General features: G+C 39.8%; 22 protein-coding genes. 21 read left to right on the plus strand and 1 reads right to left on the minus strand.

Going from position 1 to position 19,703, the window contains the following annotated elements; all coding sequences use genetic code 11:
- Positions 1 to 271 precede the first annotated feature (271 nt).
- On the plus strand, positions 272 to 1,600 hold the full coding sequence (gene aspS, locus PLF31_00275) for an aspartate--tRNA(Asn) ligase (protein HRH25899.1): 1,329 nt from the start codon (positions 272 to 274) through the stop codon (positions 1,598 to 1,600).
- Positions 1,601 to 1,707: 107 nt separating this feature from the next.
- On the opposite strand, the gene PLF31_00280 is transcribed toward aspS, so the two are convergent.
- Positions 1,708 to 1,920 (minus strand): hypothetical protein, encoded by a 213-nt coding sequence (locus tag PLF31_00280; GenBank protein HRH25900.1) that lies wholly within the window; start codon positions 1,918 to 1,920, stop codon positions 1,708 to 1,710.
- 711 nt (positions 1,921 to 2,631) lie between these two features.
- Here PLF31_00280 and PLF31_00285 point away from each other — a divergent pair.
- The 20 genes from PLF31_00285 (at position 2,632) to PLF31_00380 (ending at position 19,702) form a co-directional block, all read left to right on the plus strand.
- Entirely contained in the window at positions 2,632 to 2,835 is a 204-nt protein-coding gene (locus PLF31_00285; protein ID HRH25901.1) for a hypothetical protein, read from the plus strand.
- Between the two features lie 142 nt (positions 2,836 to 2,977).
- Positions 2,978 to 3,823: a bifunctional 5,10-methylenetetrahydrofolate dehydrogenase/5,10-methenyltetrahydrofolate cyclohydrolase gene (locus tag PLF31_00290; protein ID HRH25902.1), complete on the plus strand. Its 846-nt coding sequence runs from the start codon at positions 2,978 to 2,980 to the stop codon at positions 3,821 to 3,823.
- Between the two features lie 26 nt (positions 3,824 to 3,849).
- The gene (locus PLF31_00295) at positions 3,850 to 4,227 is read left to right on the plus strand and encodes a hypothetical protein (GenBank protein HRH25903.1); all 378 of its coding nucleotides are present in this window, start codon (positions 3,850 to 3,852) and stop codon (positions 4,225 to 4,227) included.
- 251 nt (positions 4,228 to 4,478) lie between these two features.
- Positions 4,479 to 5,408 carry an EamA family transporter gene (locus PLF31_00300; protein ID HRH25904.1) on the plus strand — a complete coding sequence of 310 codons (930 nt, stop codon included), beginning with the start codon at positions 4,479 to 4,481 and terminating at the stop codon, positions 5,406 to 5,408.
- Positions 5,409 to 5,457: 49 nt separating this feature from the next.
- Positions 5,458 to 6,822, plus strand: coding sequence for a hypothetical protein (locus PLF31_00305; protein HRH25905.1), 1,365 nt, complete (start codon positions 5,458 to 5,460; stop codon positions 6,820 to 6,822).
- 46 nt (positions 6,823 to 6,868) lie between these two features.
- Positions 6,869 to 7,240 (plus strand): hypothetical protein, encoded by a 372-nt coding sequence (locus PLF31_00310; GenBank protein HRH25906.1) that lies wholly within the window; start codon positions 6,869 to 6,871, stop codon positions 7,238 to 7,240.
- Positions 7,237 to 8,289, plus strand: a complete 1,053-nt coding sequence (locus PLF31_00315; protein ID HRH25907.1) for a formyltransferase family protein — start codon at positions 7,237 to 7,239, stop codon at positions 8,287 to 8,289. Before PLF31_00310 ends, PLF31_00315 begins: the two co-directional genes overlap by 4 nt.
- On the plus strand, positions 8,286 to 10,028 hold the full coding sequence (locus PLF31_00320; protein HRH25908.1) for an ATP-binding protein: 1,743 nt from the start codon (positions 8,286 to 8,288) through the stop codon (positions 10,026 to 10,028). Before PLF31_00315 ends, PLF31_00320 begins: the two co-directional genes overlap by 4 nt.
- A 259-nt stretch (positions 10,029 to 10,287) precedes the next feature.
- A complete protein-coding gene (locus PLF31_00325; protein HRH25909.1) occupies positions 10,288 to 10,581 on the plus strand; it encodes a hypothetical protein in 294 nt (97 codons plus the stop codon).
- 111 nt (positions 10,582 to 10,692) lie between these two features.
- Positions 10,693 to 12,135, plus strand: coding sequence for an ABC-F family ATP-binding cassette domain-containing protein (locus PLF31_00330; GenBank protein ID HRH25910.1), 1,443 nt, complete (start codon positions 10,693 to 10,695; stop codon positions 12,133 to 12,135).
- A 2-nt stretch (positions 12,136 to 12,137) separates the two neighbouring features.
- Positions 12,138 to 12,641 carry an NUDIX hydrolase gene (locus PLF31_00335; protein HRH25911.1) on the plus strand — a complete coding sequence of 168 codons (504 nt, stop codon included), beginning with the start codon at positions 12,138 to 12,140 and terminating at the stop codon, positions 12,639 to 12,641.
- A 9-nt stretch (positions 12,642 to 12,650) separates the two neighbouring features.
- Positions 12,651 to 13,697 (plus strand): ATP-grasp domain-containing protein, encoded by a 1,047-nt coding sequence (locus tag PLF31_00340; GenBank protein HRH25912.1) that lies wholly within the window; start codon positions 12,651 to 12,653, stop codon positions 13,695 to 13,697.
- A 67-nt stretch (positions 13,698 to 13,764) separates the two neighbouring features.
- On the plus strand, positions 13,765 to 14,025 hold the full coding sequence (locus PLF31_00345) for a hypothetical protein (GenBank protein HRH25913.1): 261 nt from the start codon (positions 13,765 to 13,767) through the stop codon (positions 14,023 to 14,025).
- Between the two features lie 71 nt (positions 14,026 to 14,096).
- A complete protein-coding gene (locus tag PLF31_00350) occupies positions 14,097 to 14,948 on the plus strand; it encodes a hypothetical protein (GenBank protein ID HRH25914.1) in 852 nt (283 codons plus the stop codon).
- Positions 14,949 to 15,358: 410 nt separating this feature from the next.
- A complete protein-coding gene (locus PLF31_00355) occupies positions 15,359 to 15,757 on the plus strand; it encodes a hypothetical protein (GenBank protein HRH25915.1) in 399 nt (132 codons plus the stop codon).
- Between the two features lie 78 nt (positions 15,758 to 15,835).
- Positions 15,836 to 16,792 (plus strand): tryptophan--tRNA ligase, encoded by a 957-nt coding sequence (gene trpS, locus PLF31_00360; GenBank protein ID HRH25916.1) that lies wholly within the window; start codon positions 15,836 to 15,838, stop codon positions 16,790 to 16,792.
- 66 nt (positions 16,793 to 16,858) lie between these two features.
- Entirely contained in the window at positions 16,859 to 17,128 is a 270-nt protein-coding gene (locus PLF31_00365) for a hypothetical protein (GenBank protein HRH25917.1), read from the plus strand.
- Between the two features lie 85 nt (positions 17,129 to 17,213).
- Positions 17,214 to 17,984, plus strand: coding sequence for a segregation/condensation protein A (locus PLF31_00370; protein HRH25918.1), 771 nt, complete (start codon positions 17,214 to 17,216; stop codon positions 17,982 to 17,984).
- Between the two features lies 1 nt (position 17,985).
- Positions 17,986 to 18,555, plus strand: coding sequence for an SMC-Scp complex subunit ScpB (locus PLF31_00375; GenBank protein ID HRH25919.1), 570 nt, complete (start codon positions 17,986 to 17,988; stop codon positions 18,553 to 18,555).
- Positions 18,533 to 19,702, plus strand: a complete 1,170-nt coding sequence (locus PLF31_00380; GenBank protein ID HRH25920.1) for a serine hydrolase — start codon at positions 18,533 to 18,535, stop codon at positions 19,700 to 19,702. The genes PLF31_00375 and PLF31_00380 overlap by 23 nt, the downstream gene beginning before the upstream one ends.
- Position 19,703: the final 1 nt, after the last annotated feature.

Genomic DNA, 19,703 nt, shown 5'->3' on the forward strand with positions numbered 1-19,703 from the left:
CTCCCTTATTAAACTTACTATATCTAAGCACACGAAATAAATTTGTCGATCTATTGCATTTATATATCCAAGTACATATACTAGTAACACCAATGACCCGGCTGACACCGGAGAGGTGAGGGAAGAACGCGAAAGCTAGTAGACCCCTCCGGTACTGCACCGTTTGCAGGCAAGAGATATAAAACAGGGTGGCACCGCGACGAAATCGCCCCTGCGAATTTATTAGACTAATGAATTCGGAGGGGCTTTTTTGTTTCTCCGACAAACACATATGGAACGAACATACATTAAAGACTTGAGCGGTGCAGTCGGCAATGAGGTAACAATTGCAGGATACATCGATGTGAGGCGTGATCAAGGAAAGTTAATCTTCCTTGATATACGAGATATGACTGGATCAGTACAGGGAGTAATCCTTCCAAGTGCAAAAGAAGCATTGGAAGTTGGAAAAGAACTTCGACACGAATGGGTAGTTGAGATCAAAGGAAAGATCAACAAGCGCCCAGATAAAAATATCCAGGCTGGAAAACAGAATGGTGACATTGAAGTAGAAATACTCGGTATCACCATTCTTGGTCGTGCAAAAGAGCTACCGTTCGAGAAAGATGCTGAAATAAACCTTGATACATATCTAGACTTTCTTCCTCTTACACTTCGTCGTGAAAAGCAGCGAGCAGTATTTAAGGTACAAGCAGAAATCGTACGACTGTATAGAGATTTTCTTGTAAGCGAAGGATTCACTGAATTTCAGGCACCAAAACTAATTGGAGAAGATGCTGAAGGTGGAGCAAATTCATTCAACATTGAATACTTTGGTCACACTGCACACCTTGCACAAAGTCCTCAGCTCTATAAGCAGATTATGGTTGGAGTCTTTGAACGAGTATTCTCAGCTGGAAACGTGTATCGCGCAGAGAAACATAGTACATCTCGACACATTAACGAGTACACAAGCCTCGACATAGAGATGGGATTCATCAAAGACCACACTGACATTATGAAAATGGAGAATAAACTCCTCATTTATATTGTTAAAGGATTGACTGAGACCTGCGCAAAGGAGTTCGAACTAATGGGAGCAACTATTCCAACAATTCCAGAATCGATCCCAGCGTTTAAGCTTCGTAAAGCACAGGAGATTATTAAAAAGGAATACGGAGCAGATTGCTCAAACGAACCAGACCTCGAGCCACAACACGAGCGATGGCTTTGTGAGTATGCACAAAAGAACTTTGGCTCAGACTTTATCTTTGTAACTCACTTCCCAGTGTCAAAACGTCCGTTCTATACCTACGAAGATGAATCGGATCCAGGGTATACAAAAGGATTTGACCTACTCTTCCGAGGTATTGAAATTACTACCGGTGCACAGCGAATTCATGACTACGACATACTTGTAGCGGGACTTGAAAAGAAGAAGCTAGATCCTGAAAAGTTTGCGTACTACCTCCAAGCCTTCAAATATGGAATGCCACCACACGGCGGATTTGGAATGGGACTTGAACGACTTACAGCAAAGTTCTTGGGACTTGATAACGTGAAAGAGGCAACACTCTTCCCACGAGATATCAACCGTATCGACGGATTATTGTCAAAATAGAAACTGTATAAGTATGGTTTATAAAAGAGCCTTTAGGCTCTTTTATATTTTATACAAAAAGAAGCCGCTTCGGAGGGAAAAGCGGCTTCGGGTGCTGCGAGGAGGAGTTACGCAGCGGAAACAGTTGGTGCCGAATGATCAGCACGGATGATGAGTATCGACTCAGTTTTGGTATGTGGTGATTCAATCACATCACAAGTCTCGTTACACACGAGACAATGTCCAAGAAATTGAATCGGTGTCTCTCCTGTAAGATCGAGAAGTGCTTCGAGAATAGCCGCGTCCTTGTTCTTCACTACAGAATAAAACCCTTCCGTCATGGTTCACCTTCCTTTTAGTGGGACTGCTTCACATACAATGCTCCTGTAATTACCTCGTGTCAAAAGAGTTATACACTTTTACCCAAAACAAAAAGCCATCGTGCAGATTCCCATAAGGTTTCTACACGATAGCTTGTCTTCAGTTGTATGCATTCTCTCCACCGTTCGATCGATCAGGCGCCATTCTGTTCGGATTCGCCGGCGGGCGACTCTTCGTCAGTCTTCGCCTGGTCGACGTCGACCTTTTCTTCGGAAACATCGCTTCCATCGCCGCCAGGCATTGTTTCTTCAAGGACCTTCAGCTCATGACTTCTTTTGGGTCGACGGGATGCGCGGAACCTGGACCAGAGGTTAGCTCGGACATTGTGCACATCCTTGTGCTATGCCAACAAGAGGAGAAAGAGACAATCAAACACTAGAAATACAGTAGGTCATATTTATTGTTTTGTTAACAGAAAGAAATATATGAGATTTACTGAGTTTTACATTTTTGACTTCATTAAATCTTTATCGCCTAGCTGTTTTTGCTATTGAGCTTCTATAAACGAGCATAGTACAATCAAACACATCTCACTACTTTGGGTTTTGACCCGCCGCTAATGTTAAAAGGACATTAGCTCAAGCCGCAGAGATTGCGGCTGTCACAGGCGTCGTTAAAACTTATTGAAGCGGGGTTCTTCAACTATGCACCGCCGAATGTATGTACTTCACATGCTCAAAAAAGAGCAGAGCACAGACCTTGTCTGTGCTACATGTGCAGATGAGAACTCCATTACAACTACATTAATCAATGAAGTTGAGAATCTAACACGGGCACACCAAGAAACAGGCCGTACCGCTGATGAAAGAACTGAGTATCAAGATAATCCACAAGAAGAGGAACATCCGTTTCAGCGACCACCTAACGATCGTTAATATATGATAGTCATTGTATCCATCATCTCACTTGCAGTAGGCCTCCTTGCAGGGGTTACCTTATGTATTCTTACCTTTATGATTTGGACAGGTAACTGGCCAGATAACTGGAAGTTATAGATACGAGTGGTAGAGTTGTTAGATGTCACACCTCCTTAATGGTCGGGTAATTAGCGACGAGATCGCAATTGAACTGACTCAAAAAATAACCGAGCATGGTCTCAAGCCAAAGCTTGTAATTGTCCAAATTGGAAACAAAGAGGAGTCCAATACCTACATTTCGCATAAAATTCGTTTTGCTGAGCGAATTGGCATTATTGCTGAGTTACTACAATACCCAGAAGATACTTCTACTGAAGCGGTAATTGAAGGTATTAAGAAGGTAAATAGTGATAAGTATGTACACGGCATCATTGTGCAATTACCGATTCCAGAAAATTTATCCAAAAACGACATCTTAGAAGCAATCGACCCCAAAAAAGACGTCGATGGATTAACCTCAACAAGTATCAAACATATGTTTGATGGTGAAAAAGGATTTTTGCCAGGTGCAACTAAAGCCATTCTCGTGCTACTTGAAAAAGAACGTATTGATGTAAAAGGAAAAAAGGTGGTCATTGTTGGACAATCATCACTGGTTGGAAAACCCGCAGCGCTTGCAATGCTTGGACTTGATGCCACAGTGACCGTATGTAACGAACACACAAACGATCTTGCACAAGAGACAACGCAAGCAAATATTCTCATCACAGCAACTGGTGTTCCAGGACTTATCACAGCAAAGCATGTGTCTGCTGATCAAATAGTAATTGATATTGGGATTACTGTTATTCCTGATCCAAGTATTCCAACAGGAAAGAAAGTGGTGGGGGATGTTGATTTTGAGAGCGTAAAGGATGTTGTAAAAGCAATCACACCAGTTCCTGGTGGTGTTGGTCCAATTACCATTGCGTGTTTAATGCAAAATATTGTTGAGGCTGTAAACTAATTTAGTGGTTAGTATGATAATTTTTTATGGAAAATAACGCTAAACTAATCCACACCATGAAAAAAGTGGACCAGGAACTTCGTTTCAAAGCAAAAGAGGCAGCGGATAATGGTGACCCTCAACCAAACATGTATAACTACATGGTATACCTTGCAGATGCCGTACATAACACTCGAATTTGGAAACTAATACATGAAAATGGTTTTCCAACTTCGAATACATACGATAAAGAAATAATGAAGGATTTCTGGCTATTGATTCAGCATCAGGATCTTGACCTCACACTTCAGCAACAATGTTTAGAAAATTGTCATTTTGAAGAAACTGAACATAATCACTTAGAAGACAGAGTACTGATTAATCAGGGTAAACCTCAAAAACATAGCACTCAATATCAATCGTAATTTCACTAAATAAAATTCTTTCTTAAGCAGAAAAGTTACCGCATAATTCATACGGAACAGTATTGCCTCATTTGCCAACATGTCTTATACTGTAAAACCATGGGGAAGGATCGAAGGCGTAGCGGCATAGCTGCGGCAGTTTACAGAAAAAGCGCTCCCAACGGCGCCTTGACTTTTCTTCCCGTCTCAAAACTCTAGACCTTGTCTAGGGTGTTTTTTTATACCCACACAAGAAAAGACTTAAGAAATAAATGGAATCGGTTCACTGGATAATACTTGCAGCAGGAGCTCCGCTCCTATGGGCGATCGTAAATCATATCGACAAGTATTTTTTGTCGGACAGATTCTCACATGCAAAGGTTGGAATAAGTGGGGGTCTGATGATTTTTTCAACCCTATTCAGTGTTGTGGTCTTGCCGATTACATACTTTCTCTCTCATGATGTTTTTTCCCTCTCACTACAGGCCATTACCATTTTAATTCTTGTTGGTTTACTTAATTCATTTTCCATTCTTCTGTACCTTCAGGCTTTGGATAAGGATGAGGCAAGTATTGTTGTTCCAATCTATCAAACCATACCTTTTTTTAGTTTTATATTTAGTTATCTACTTTTAGGTGAAACCTTGACTCTGTTACAAGTCATTGGGGGAGTGTTTATTGTTTTTTCAAGTATTATCCTTACGCTTGAACTTGACTCAGAATCAGGAATAAAAATAAAAAGGAATATTTTATTTTTAATGCTTTCAGCTGCTGCACTAGTCGGACTATCAGACAGTATGTTTAAGTTCGGTGCGGTAACTTACAATGTTACTCAAGCATTTTTTTGGGAGAATGTCGGATTGTTTATGTTTGGTCTAATTCTTTTATTTTTCAAAAAATATCGATTGAGTTTCATCAGTTTAGTTAAGAAAAGCCCGGGAAGAACTACTGCATTAAACCTGGCTAGTGAGGGATTAACAGCCTTTGGTAACTTTCTTATTAGAGTAGCGATGCTAATTGCACCCGTTGCATTAGTTACTTCAGTAAGCAGTGTTCAGCCGCTTTTTGTTTTCATTATTAGTGTTTTATTAACAATCTTTTTTCCATTCATTTCTAAGGAAAAAATTTCCAGAAAGCACTTGATACATAAAGTTTCCTGCATTACATGCATTGTCATTGGTGCAATTATATTATCGCTGTAACTTGATTTTTTAATATTATGTGGTATAATACACTAACCAAACTAATTTCATGAGAATTCTATTCATTTCGAAAGATATGATTGCCGGTGACCTCTCGAGAAAACTCAAGGAAGAGGGTCATGATGTAAAGTTATTTATTGACACAAAAGACGGTAAACACTGTCTTGACGGCTTTGTTAATAAAACTCAAAACTGGAGAAGTGAACTTTCTTGGGTAGGAAAAGAAGGCTTAATAGTATTTGATGATACTGGATACGGAAAAGTTCAAGACAAATTGCGCCAAGAAGGCTACGTTGTTTTTGGCGGATCAGAAATCGGAGAAAAAATCGAGATTGATCGTGAGTACGGTCAGGAAATTTTCGCTCAATACGGAATAAAAACAGTGCCGCTGAAAGATTTTTTTGATGTAAGCGAAGCAATTGAGTTCATTAAACAAAATCCAGGGAAGTGGGTTCTAAAACACAACGAACACCTTAATAAGCATTTGACCTACACCGGAATTCTTGATGATGGTAGCGATGTAATTGATGTACTTGAAAATCATAGGAAAAATCACACATTGAGTGAAAAAACTATAACTTTACAAAAACTCTTAGAAGGAATTGAGATTGGAGTAGGAAGATTTTTTAATGGAAATGACTGGGTTGGGCCAATAGAAATGAATATTGAGCATACACGATTGTTTCCAGGTGATGTTGGTCCAATTACTAGTGAAATGGGTACATTAGCTTGGTATGATGATAGCGATTCAAATAAACTCTTTCAAGAAACACTTGCTAAGCTCAAACCATTCCTAAAAAGCACTGATTACCGTGGGGATGTTGCAATTAATTGTATTGTAAATTCAGACGGCGCATTTCCACTTGAAGCAACTATGCGTCTCGGAACTCCTATAGTTCATCTACAATCCGAGATTCACTCATCTCCATGGGGAGAATTTCTTCACGCAATAGCTTCCGGGGAAGAATATGATTTAAAGTGGAAAGTTGGATATGGTATTGCTGTTATGATCGCAGTTCCTCCGTTTCCATACGCACATAAATTGGGAAGATACTCACTAACTGGAGCAAGTATTTTTTGCAACTATAAACAAGGTACGAAAGAGGCCACACATATCCATTTTGAAGAAGTTGGCATTAAAGATCACAAGCAATTGTACATTGCCGATTCTAGGGGTTACATTATGTATGCTACAAACATGGGCGACTCCGTAGAACAAGCAAGATCAAATGTATACAAAATCATTAAAGGGGTAAACATTCCACAAATGTTTTACCGAAACGATATCGGTTATAAATTTATCGTTGAAGATAAGATCAAGTTACAAAAATGGGGATACTTAAATAAGATTGAAAAAGTTGGGCATGAGAAAGTTAAGGGGGGAATTGAGTTTGATATATCAAAACTTTATTAACCTTAAAGCACCTATACTTCTACAGTATGGTGGTACAATTTAATTTGTGGAAATTAAAGATAAAATTTTTATAATCCTACTATTTGTTGCTTCAGTTTTAACTATTTCTGCTGCATATAGTAGAGTGTACATAACAAAAGATTTTCTATTTACGATAGAAAGAGAGTGTTCTCCAGAGACAGAAAACTGTTTTGGATATGAATCAGAGGAAGGGGATACTATTTATTATAAGATACTTGAGGCCCCTGCCACACTCATAAACAATCAATGCGGAAACGATATAAGTAGCTGTGAAATTAGCTGCGACGAATCAATTAAAAGTTGCAGATATATTTTTTGCACAGATCCCGATGCAGGAAAATATGGCGAGTGTTATTTAAATGAAGAAAACACAGATACACCTGAAACTTCTTTATGATAGATAAGGAATATGTAACTAAGATTTTATATATTGGATTAGATCCAGAAACTCCAATAGTAATTAATAAAAGGCCAATTCAAGTAATAGGTGTTTCAAGCTTAGAATATTTCTCTTATCGTACCCTAAACCCGGCAAATTTATTATTTACCGCAACGTACAGGGCTCAAACAAACAAGATTAACAAACGATTCACTCTATTTCTTTTTTGGCTATGGAAAGCAATTAGTTTTCTTTCAACATATCCATATAAAAAATATTCTAATTACCTATCTTTTTGTGTACTAAATTCTGTTCACATTATAGATGTATCTAACGAAGAGAGTACCCTAGATTACATTACTGAGAATCGCATTGAACTAATAGTAGTTAATAGTTGGTCAATATTACCTCAAAAAATTGTTACAGCACCAACATTTGGCACATTAAACATACACCCATCAAAATTACCAATGTATAAAGGTGCATTACCTACACTTTGGTCTTTAAAAAATGGCGATTCCAAATCAGCCGTAACGTATCAAAAAATTGGCACGTTAATTGACGGTGGAGACATTATTTCTCAGTATGAATTTAATATCGATCCTACCGACACTTCGCTGTCAATTGAGTTGAAGATTAGTCAAATTATTAAAAAAACCCTCTTTCAGGATATCCTTAACTATACAAATAAGAAAATTATTCTTAGACAACAACAAGGAATTGAATCGTGGACTGAAAAATATTCCCAATATATGCAAATTGATTGGGAACATGAAACATCAAAAGAAATTGCAGATAAAACAATTTTATACCCTTTTCTGGAGCCTTTTTGTTATTGTTATAGCAGCATAAATGCTAATAAAGTTTACTTTAAGCGTCTTCGTGTACTACCAACACAAGGGAGAGGTACTTTTCAGCCTGGGCAATATATAATAAGAAATATGGGCATCGTTGTCACTACATATTCAGGAAATTTATTTGCAAGATTATTTATTGATGTACCTTTAAAAGATAGTCTTTTGCTGCTATTTAACAGTAATAGAAGGTTCGAAAAAACCACATTATGACAACTTGCAACTTTCTTCCAGATCCAACATATCTTTTTTTTAGCTCAGAAGCACCAGTATTACTGTACTATTCACATTTTCCAGCAATAGCAATCACATTACTTCTTGGGTTGTTTGTATTTTTAAGCAATCGTACACTTGCAAGTAAATTACTACTTACTATCTCGGTCTTACTTTCTGGATGGACATTACTTAATTTAATTGCATGGACAAACAATGTTGTTGAGAATGTATTATTTGTATGGTCACTGTTTGGATTAATGTATGGATTAATTTCTGTATTTTCTATATATCTTACTTATGTGTTCATACACAAGAATGATATTCCGTTAAGATACAAAATTACATTTGGATTGCTCCTTTTACCAATTTTAATATTTACTTCAACAAAATTTAACCTGAGTGGTTTTTATTATGATCTTTGCGGAGCGTCAGGACATGAAAATGTTTACTTTTTAACGTACTACACTACACTTGGCATCATTTCGATGGTTTGGATTTTTGGACTACTTTTTAAGGCAATTAGAAGGTGCGATACGCTTTTTAAAAAGCAAATTTTGCTATTTGGTATCGGTATAGAGTTATTCCTGTCATCTTTCTTTGTATCAAGCTTTCTTGCTAGTTACCTGAACGAGAAAGGACTTGTGTCTGACTACAGTTTAGAATTCTATGGTTTATTTGGAATGGTGCTGTTTATGGCATTTATTGCATTTATAATTGTTAGATTTAAAGCATTTAACGTAAAACTTCTTGGTGCACAAGCCTTGATTGTGGCGCTGATAATTCTTATTGGATCGGAATTTCTATTTGTTGAGAACACATTAAACCAAGTATTAGTTTCTATTACATTAATTGTTACAGGAATAATCGGCATCGTATTGATTCGTAGTGTTAAGAAGGAAGATTTAGAAAAAGAGAAAATTGAGATGTTAGCAATAAGTCTTAAGGCAGCAAACGAAAGACTCGAGCGTCTCAACCAAGAGAAGACCGAATTCATCTCGCTTGCAACTCACCAAATCCGTGCTCCACTATCTGCAATCAAAGGATACGCTTCACTCATCCTTGAAGGAGACTACGGAGAGACTTCTGATGATATTAAGGACGCAGTTTCAACCATGTACTCTTCTGCGCACAACCTTGTAGGTGTCGTTGGTGACTATCTCGATATCTCACGAATCGACCTTAACCGGATGAAGTTTAACTTCTCTGATGTTGATCTGAAGCAAACACTCTCAGAGATCGTTAAGGAACAGCAACCAAACCTTCGTGGTAAGGGTCTTGAGCTACTCTGGCACCCAGACTCAAGCCTCGCAAAAACTGTTATTTCAGCCGACATTGGAAAGATTAAGCAGGTTATTAGTAACCTAATCGATAACGCGATTAAATACACTCCAAAGGGATCAATCACGCTTTCTCTTGCTAATGCTGCAAAACTTGAACCTGGCACTAAGGGATTCAGGATCACGATCCAAGACACTGGTATCGGACTAAACGAACAGACAATACCTAAACTATTTAAGCGTTTCAGTCGTGCAGACAGCGCTCATGAGGTAAACGTACATGGAACTGGTCTTGGACTATACCTCGCACGAAAGATGGTAGAGGCTCATAGTGGAAAAATCTGGGCTGAATCAGATGGAGAAGGAAAAGGTTCACGATTTATCATTGAACTTCCAGTAAAGGCAGAGCTTAGAGAGAATAGTTTGGCTGATGGAGAAGAGGAAGAAGGCAAAGTATAATTGCCTTTGAAAGATTTCGGCAAGAATAATGCTGATAAAGATGCCAAAATATTTTTTACAATTAGGGTTCAGTTTGTATGCGACAATCGACAACATAAAACAACCACAGTTTAGAAAATTGCTGTTCATTTTACTGTCTAAATATTTCCAAATATTGTTACTAGTTGCACCTTCTAGAAAATTCTCTATTTATCATCGATTAGGTATCATTTCTCTTAGAAATAAGAATTTCAACAAAGCAGCCCATTACTCATCACGTATGGATACTCTTATTTCCTCAGAAGATGAGCATTCACGGTCATTGCTTTTTCATGCAAACGTTTTATTTGAGAAAGGAGAGTATCATGTGGCACTAAACGAATATTTTAACCTAATTAAAGTATCTAGATTTAAATCACTAATTCTTTCAAACATTGCATTTACATATGAAATAATTGGCGATGTTAGTAATGCTCAACTTTATGCTAAGAAATCAATTGAATTTTCAGCTTTAGAAAAAGATTTAGCACATACGATTGATCCATCTGAAAATCTAAAAAATTTGATCCAATAACTTGACAACGTCTTTTGTAAAAGCTTTACTAATTCCAATCCATACTCCAATGAAGACACGAAACTAGTTTAATAGCTAAACCACCACGCAAGACGCGTTGGTATTTCGTGTATGTCCATTAAGAACCCCAAACAATCCCTCATATCAATCAAGGGAATCAGTAAAAAATTTGACCAACTAGAAATCCTCAAGGATGCTAGTTTTTCTGTGCTACCTGGAGAGAAAATTGGCCTTGTGGGACCAAACGGATCAGGGAAGAGCACACTATTCAAAATACTTGCAGAGCAAGTTGAAAAAGACGCTGGTGTAATTGAAAAGGCTAAAAGTATAAAGATTGAATACCTTCCTCAGACTCATGAAAATGATCCTAGTTATACTAACCAAAGTGGAGGTGAAATGGCGCGACAAATTCTTGCACCGATTATTGCCTCTAATGCCGACTTATTTCTCCTCGACGAGCCGACCAACAACCTCGATGCAGAAGGACTCGAGATGATTGAATTGTTTGTATCCAAAAGTAACAAAGCATTTATCATCATCTCTCACGACCGTCGATTCCTGGATACGGTTGTTACAAAAATTCTTGATATCGATGTAGAAACAAAATCCATCATGATATATGACGGAAACTACAGCTCGTATGCTGAGCAAAAAGAAGCATTTCTCGAACGTCGATGGAAAGAATATACAGATAAAATAGAGGAAGTAGACAGGCTTAACACCTCGCTTACACAAAGAGTTTCGTGGATTAAAGAGATCGAACAAAAGCGTTTTAACATAAGGAACCTCCCAATCCACGAAAAGGAAAAGTCTCACGCTGCATATTTACGTGACAAAGAAGCCAAGGCGGGAAGGCGAGCTCGTGTCATGAAAGACAGGTTAGAAACATACAAGCAAGATGTTGAATCAGTTCGTAGACCAAAGGAGTTACTACCACTCAAAATATCGTTTGATTCAAAGCGGGGCAGCACAAAGGTATTTGATCTCATCAAAGTTGAGAAGGAAATTGGTGATAAGCGAATAGGCCCTATTGATATGCACATCCAGCACGGAGACAGGATTCACATCACCGGTCCAAATGGGGCTGGAAAGACTACGTTTATCAAAATGTTGCTTGGAGAAATCCAACCAACCAATGGAGCAATCGAACGCGGAGAGACAGTTCATATTGGATACGTCCCACAAGAACGTTGGATACCGCGTGGAGACAAGACAGTCATAGAAGAATTTCTAGACACCTCAACGGCAAATGGTGTAGACATTTCTCAAACTGATGCACGAAAAATCCTCAATAGGTTTAGAATCACTGCTGAAGATGTATTAAAGCACCTTCGAGAGCTTAGTCCTGGCGAATACTCTCGACTAGTCATTGCTGAACTTGTTGCTCAAAAACCAACATGTATCATCCTGGATGAGCCAACAAACCACTTAGACCTTGAAGTTGCGACTGAAATTGAAAAAGCACTTTCGACATATTCAGGAGCATTAATAATCGCGAGTCACGATAGGTATTTTGTTGAAAAAGTGGGACTTGATACTATGGTGACACTATAGCCATGAACATTAAATCAACATTCACAAATCGGTTTGGAGACACACTTCACGTATCCTATTTTGAATCTGATCCGTATCAAGACTTAGAAGGAAAGCATCTGAAAAATATTCATGCGTATTGTTTCCATAAAAGCAACCTCATCCTTGTTAACCACCCAAAAAGCGGATGGATGCCACCCGGAGGCGGGATTGAACCTGAAGAAACTGTAGAAGAAGCCACAATTCGTGAAGTAAAGGAAGAGACAAATATGAACGTACTTCATCAAGAGGTAATTGGGTATCAAGATGTAGAAGAAAAAGACGGCAAAATTATACGCCAAGTACGGTGCCTTTGTATTGTTGAGCCACACGGAGAATTTGTCTCAAATCCTGATGGAGAAATCATGGAAATAAAAGCCATTGATCCGTCTGAATACAAACAGTATTTTGATTGGTTACAAATTGGAGACAGGGTCATGGAAAGGGCTTTATACTTGAAAAGGTTGTACGAAAATGAATTGATATAGTGTACTTCAATGAGTGAGCCAGCAACACATCAGAATATAATCACTCTCTTTGGTGGCTCAAACGCTGAGCGACTAGTTTCAATTGCATCCGCACAAAATGTATCAAGATTTATTGGCGGAGAAATTTGGTTCTGGGCAACTTCAGGAGAAATCTATAGCACACCACAGGAAGAACTTGAAGGTCACAAAAACCCCTTTGTTTCAGAATTTCACCCGAAAGGAAAATTGTTATTCACTTCACTTGAGTCAGCATTAGATGACCCATCACTACAAAAACAGAAACCAACTTTTTTCCTCGCCCTCCATGGAAAAGTCGGAGAAGACGGTGATGTTCAAAAGTTACTTGAAGAACGCGGGTATTCTTTTACTGGATCAAATTCAGTAGCGAGCAAGAATGCTTTCGAGAAAACAATTACAAACTCGATTGTTAAAAAGATGGGCATTAGAGTTCCACACTCTGCTACACGTAACACGAGCAACCTTACGCAATGTGCTCAGGTAATCACACAGATGTTACTGGCACACCAGTCACTCGTCCTTAAGCCCGTTGCAAGCGGATCAAGTGACGGACTATTTTTTGTTTCAAATTTAGAACAACTAGAAGTAGCTATGAAGTCTCTTGCCCTTCGCCACAACGAAGAATTTCTTATTGAGGAAAGAATTTTTGGTACTGAAATTACAGTTGGGGTAATCGAAAGAAGTACTGGGCAAATTGAAATACTTCCTCCCACAGAAGTACGTGTAGATCTTGAGAAAACATTTGATTACGCAGGTAAATACCTAGGGCACGGTGCGGTAGAAATTACTCCAGCACAAATTTCTAATACTGATACAATAACCGCGCAAAATATCTCAAAGGATATTCATATCGCACTTGGCTGCAGAGGGTACTCACGAACAGATTTAATTTTGGACACAAAGGGTTTTGTATTCATCGAATTAAACACATTACCTGGACTAACAAACCAATCTTTTATTCCTCAACAACTCGACGCTGCAGGCATTCCACTTCAAGCATTTATTGAAGAGCAAATTGCAATAGCACTACGTTCATAACCTGGACAAAGTGCGTTTTTAATGCCATTATATTGACAGGCGTTATTTAACAGAAAGGAGGTATCCAATGTCCGACACGCCAAACAAGCAAACCAGCCCGTATGACTGGTTTGCTCTAGAATTCACCAAGCATGTAGAGCGTGGTATAGAGTTAGTTGAGCGAGGTGGTACATCGGAAGATTACACTACTCAACACTACAATCTCATGCATCTAGAAAGTGCGGCGAAGGAAAAAGGACTTAATGATCAAGCGATTAGTATCGTGAAACATGAAGTCTTTGTGAAGTATGGCTTGATTGGAAAACGAGGATGCCATGGATGCACCTGATCCAGCATAACCGGTTCTCTTTGCGGAGCACCGGTTATTTTTTCCAAATTACTTATTTGAAGGGAGTCTCTATGGTTAGGTTCTTAACAAAAGCAGGTACTGTTGAACAACATCTTCTAACACTTGTTCGGTATTGTGGCATCCAAGTGCAAAACAACATTGCACCAGTTTCACTTTCTCGAACCCTTCAGGAAAAATGGATTGTACGCAATGGGTCTGCACGTGACGGACTACCACCGAAAATGGAAGAGTACGATTTACTCGCAGATCTTGGTTTTTACTCAGACAGCGTAGTTCCATTAAGGCGGAAAAACGGTGAGGAAATCATCTTCGATCGTCGCATTTTAGTTCTAGGAACCACTCATCTACCTACCGCAAGGTCTCGGATCGAGTTCCTGGATCACCAATATTCGAAAATTCCATCCGTTCCTGAAATACACCTTCTCACAAGTAGGAGGCCGATTTCAAAAGAAACAGTAATTGAAACATCCGAAACCTTCTTCGATAAGTCTCTTCAAACCATCAACGAGTTTCACGAAGACACATTCATGGAATTTGTGAGTAGAAAATTAATGTCTCACAAGACATGTATGTTCACACCGATAGTTTCCGAAGGAGCTGATGTTGGCGATGATCGCGCGTACGCAAACACAGGCGACACCATCCTTACATGGCAGCGAAAAAGTGCGGTAGTTAAAGGAAATTTCTTAATTTTCTCTAGCCAACCAACACTTGGGTATCAACTACTTCTGTGTAAGCGACTTCTACACAATCTGTGCCCAGACGTCAGATTATACGGAATTGGACCAGCTGCTCATCCACTTATCCCGATGAAATATTTCCTTGATGTAATCGCTAGACAACTGTTTGAAGAAATTCAATACAGAGACTGTCTAGGGACACAAACAACATCTGCGAAGTAAGATTCGAAGCAAAGCCCCTGAAACACCTGTTTCTAGGGCTTTTTCTTATACTCAGTTTTCCCTTGGAGAAAACTTGCTTTTTTAATACAAGTGTTGTATAATTTCTTGTCAGAAGCTGCCACAATGTGTGGCTGCAACATTCCTTGTCTTGAAAAGGAGCTCCCATGTTTCGACAGATCGTATCCGTTGTGACCTGCGTTGCAGCCACTATATTCTCGTTCCTCTCGACCCAGTCTGCGCACGCGGCGCCCATTACGGCAACCATCACCGGTACCGGTTCTGGACAGCTCAAAACATCAGGTCCAGTTCCTTTCACTTCATTTACTCAAAAAGCATTTGAAGTGACACTTATTGGCGATACCTCCAGTGTCGAACTGGAAATATTGCCACCGATTGGACCCTGGCCGGCAATGAATGTGCAAATCATGCCAGCACTTGAAGCGACGCTTCGACTCAACAATGGCACCCCGTACGAGATCTCGAACCCAACTCAAGCATTCTACAATGAGCACTTCGGCATCGTTGGTTTCAGCAAGCTGACACCAGGCGGCGTAAACGACTTCCTCAACGTCGAAGCCGGGAGCGCATTAGTTGGGTTCTCATTCAATTCCAACGTGCTCGTGACTGACCCAACTCCTCCCGAGTGGACACTCGATTTCTTTGACCTGCAATTTTCAAACGGCGGTCGAATCATTATGGATGACTTTACTGGATCCATGACGTTTCGAACAACCGGCGTCTCTCCTGAACCCAGTTCAGCACTTTTCGGGATTATGTGTGTACTCTTTACCCGCCGATCGAAGCGTTGAATCCTCAAACGCACGACTGGTACAGAACCTAGAGCCGACCATGGATGGTCGGTTTTTTTGTTGTATTATAATCAGACCATGAAAGACACCCGAAAAACCCTCCTCTCAGGCGTAAAGCCGACTGGTAGACCACATATTGGAAATTACTTTGGAGCAATGAAACAGTTTGCTGATATGCAGCATGAGTTTAACTCGATCTACATGATCGCTGATTATCATGCACTAAACACAACACAGAGCAAAAATGAGATGCGAGAAAGCATTCTTGATGTTGCGCTTGATTACTTGGCAATTGGACTTGATCCAAAAAAGTCAGTTATCTTTAAACAGTCAGATGTTTCAGCACATACTGAGCTCGCATGGATTTTTGACACTCTTACAACCATGCCATATTTGATGCGCGCGCACGCATTTAAAGATGCTGAAGCAAAAAACAAGGAAATTAATGTTGGTACATTTAATTATCCAATGCTCATGGCTGCAGATATTCTTCTATACGATGCAGATGTTGTACCAGTTGGACAAGACCAGAAGCAACACATTGAAATTGCACGCGACACTGCTGAGAAATTCAATCGAGTGTTTAAAGAAGATGTGTTCACAGTGCCTGAGCCGTTAATAATGGAATCAGTGGCTGTTGTTCCCGGAACTGACGGACAGAAGATGAGCAAGAGTTATGGAAACACAATTCCACTTTTTGCAATACGCGAAGAGATTACTAAAGCAGTCATGAGTATTGTTACTGACTCTTCAGGTGGAGTTCCACAAAACGTATACGCAATTCACGCACTTATCAAAGACAAACCATCACTTGATGCACTATATGAAGAGAAAGCAGGGAAGTATAAGGACCTAAAGGAAGCATTGATTGAAGACCTGGATGCCTTTATTGCACCCTTACGTGCAAGACGAGATGCACTTGCACAAGACGAACAATCTGTCATTTCTATCCTTACTGAAGGTGGAGAGCGCGCAAAAGCTATTGCGGAAGAGAAAATGAAGTTGGTCAGAAAGGCTATTGGTGTGACTTTATAAAAACTTTATCAAATCTTCATTTCTGATTTGGCAGAATATCTGGATTAGTAGTGTAACGATCGTACAATGCCAAGAAAAAGCACCGAGGAGCAAATTGAAGAACTAGCTCTAGCTGTCGGGAGAGGATTTGAGCATATGACAAATCTTTTTAACCAAAAATTTAAAGAGATAGATTTAAAATTTGCTGCTATTGATTTAAGATTTGATGCAATTGATAAAAGATTTGCTCTTATGGATAAAAGGTTTGAGGTGATAGAGATAAGACTTGATAGCATTGAAAAGCGATTGGATAACATAGAAGAGCGTCTTGAACAACTAGAATTCAGATATAGCTAGCAATTGACGATTATTACGATTGAAACCCCTCCAGACATACATGGAGGGGGTTTTTCTGTACCATTAGGCTATAATTGCAACACAAATGGCAGCATATAGCATTAAAACTGATGTATACGAAGGTCCACTTGAAGCACTCCTTGACCTCGTTGAAAAACGTAAACTGTTCATCAACGACATATCACTTGCCTCAGTTACTGACGACTTTATCGCATACGTAGAATCTCTTGGTGGTGGGAAACAAGAAGACGGCACTATGGTTTCTCCATATCCAATTGAAGAGACATCTGAATTTCTGGTCATTGCCTCAACACTTTTATTAATCAAATCACGATCACTCCTTCCAAACCTTTCTCTTACCGAATCAGAAGCAGCAGACGTTGAAGACCTGGAGGTACGGTTAAGGCTCCTTCAAACATTTAAAGAGGCAGCACAGGTATTAGGAAGTCATCTGAAAGGTGCTGGATATTGCTATGCACCACTAAACACCCGTGCGTTTCGTGCAGAACCACGCTTTTCTCCCCACAGCTCCTTGACCCTCCCTGGGCTTCTAGAAGCCGCCTGGAGGGCCATTTCCCTTGTGCCTAAGGTAGAAGAGCGGCCACAGGTAAATGTCAAAAAGGTGATCTCTCTCGAGGAAACAATTAGCCGGTTAGCAGAACGGGTCACCGCTGCGCTTTCAACAAGCTTTAGGGAATTCTCTGGGTATGGTACAAAGGAAAAGACTGATGTAATTATTGGCTTTCTTGCACTTCTTGAGCTTGTGAAGCGAGGGGTTATAATTGCCAAGCAGCACGACCATTTTGCTGACATAACACTTGAGTCAGAAAAAGTATCAGTACCAAACTATGCATAATATGAAAGACGAATCACAAATTAAAAACATTTCCCAACTTGTTGAAGCATTGCTCTTTTGGGCTGCAGAACCAGTTCCCAAAGCAGAGCTACAGAAAAAGGTTGGAACATTTATTAATTCTGAAGTTACCGAAGAAGACCTTGCGCTTGCGCTTGCTGACATGGAAAGCCGTCTTTCTGCAATCGGATCTGCAATACGAGCAACAGTGAGTGAACAAGATGTAGAACTTCGTCTTTCAAGTGATGTCTCAGATTTTATAAGCTCCCTTGAGTCAGGTGAGCGAGACCGCGACCTCGGAAAAGCTGGACTTGAGACACTTGCAATCATTCTCTATGAAAACGGAGCATCAAGAAGGCGTATTGAGCATGTGCGTGGAGTAAATGCACAATTTACCCTCCGTAGCCTACTCATGAGAGGATTGATCGCGAAGACTGAGAAAGAAGGGGAGCGAGGTGCACGATACATTGCAACCCCTGAGACATTTGCCTTTTTAGGTATATCATCAGCGGCAGACCTTCCAGAATTTACTGCTATTAAAGAAAAACTCAATGCCGTCTCGGATAAGGAATAAGATTAGGAATCAGAAATTAAAATTTCCTAAAACTATTATTGATAGTGCATTTGTCTTGGGATTAATTATCGCTCCCGCAATTATCTTTGCATCTGAAAAAGTTGGTGGTATGGATAGGCTCGCTGGAGCATTTGGTTCACAAGCGAATATTCAAAATATTCAAACAGTATCTCAAGAACCTGAGATACAAGGACCAGAGACAATTATATACGTAGCTCCAATACAAGACATTGCGGAACAAACCCCGGTTGATCCAACACCTCTTCCAAATATTGTTGTCGAGAATCAGGAACCACATTCTCCTATAATTCCCAAAAAGGAAATTGTTACAGAGGCACCCACAAAACCAACAGATCCATTTTCCAGTATCACCCTACGTGCCGCTTCAGCAATTGTCTTTGATGTTGAGCACGACAAAGTAATATTTGAAAAAAACGCAGATACATCACGACCACTTGCGTCGATTACAAAAGTAGTTACTGCACTCGTTGCAGCTGAAGAAGCCAAGCGTGCAGAGGAAGCGGGTATTCCGGTACAACTTGCAATCCGTGCCGAAGACTTAGCACAAGATGGTGATAGTGGATTACTCCAAGGAGAATTATGGAATGTGGATAAATTGAGTGATTTAACACTCGTTGTTTCATCAAACGATGGTGCTGAGGCTCTTACACAAGTAGCGGGAGATAGGGGGACGTTTATTCAGCATATGAATGAATTAGTTTCGCGACTCAAGCTCTCATCAATGAGTTTTTTCAATCCATCAGGACTCGATGAATCTACCAGTCGTGCGGGTGGCTACGGAAGTGCCCGAGATGTCGCAACATTATTCACTCACGTAGTTCGGTCAAAGGATCCGATTTTAGACGCAACTCGATACAAGACATTCTCTGTGGCAAGCGACACAGCTGCACATGATGTGAAAAACACAAACGCTGCCATTGGCTCAATTCCTGGCCTAATCGCCTCAAAAACAGGCTACAGTGACCTTGCTGGAGGAAACTTGGCAGTTGCATTTGATGCTGGAATCGGAAGGATAGTTGTTGCAGTAGTGCTTGGTTCTACATATAGCGGCAGATTTGATGATATGCGTGCGCTCGTCGATGCGGTACTTCGCACGAGGGGTGAGTCAGTAGAATCAGGTATATAGG

The organism is Candidatus Paceibacterota bacterium, from assembly GCA_035438625.1.
GTDB lineage: Bacteria > Patescibacteriota > Minisyncoccia > Phycocordibacterales > DAORIS01 > DAORIS01.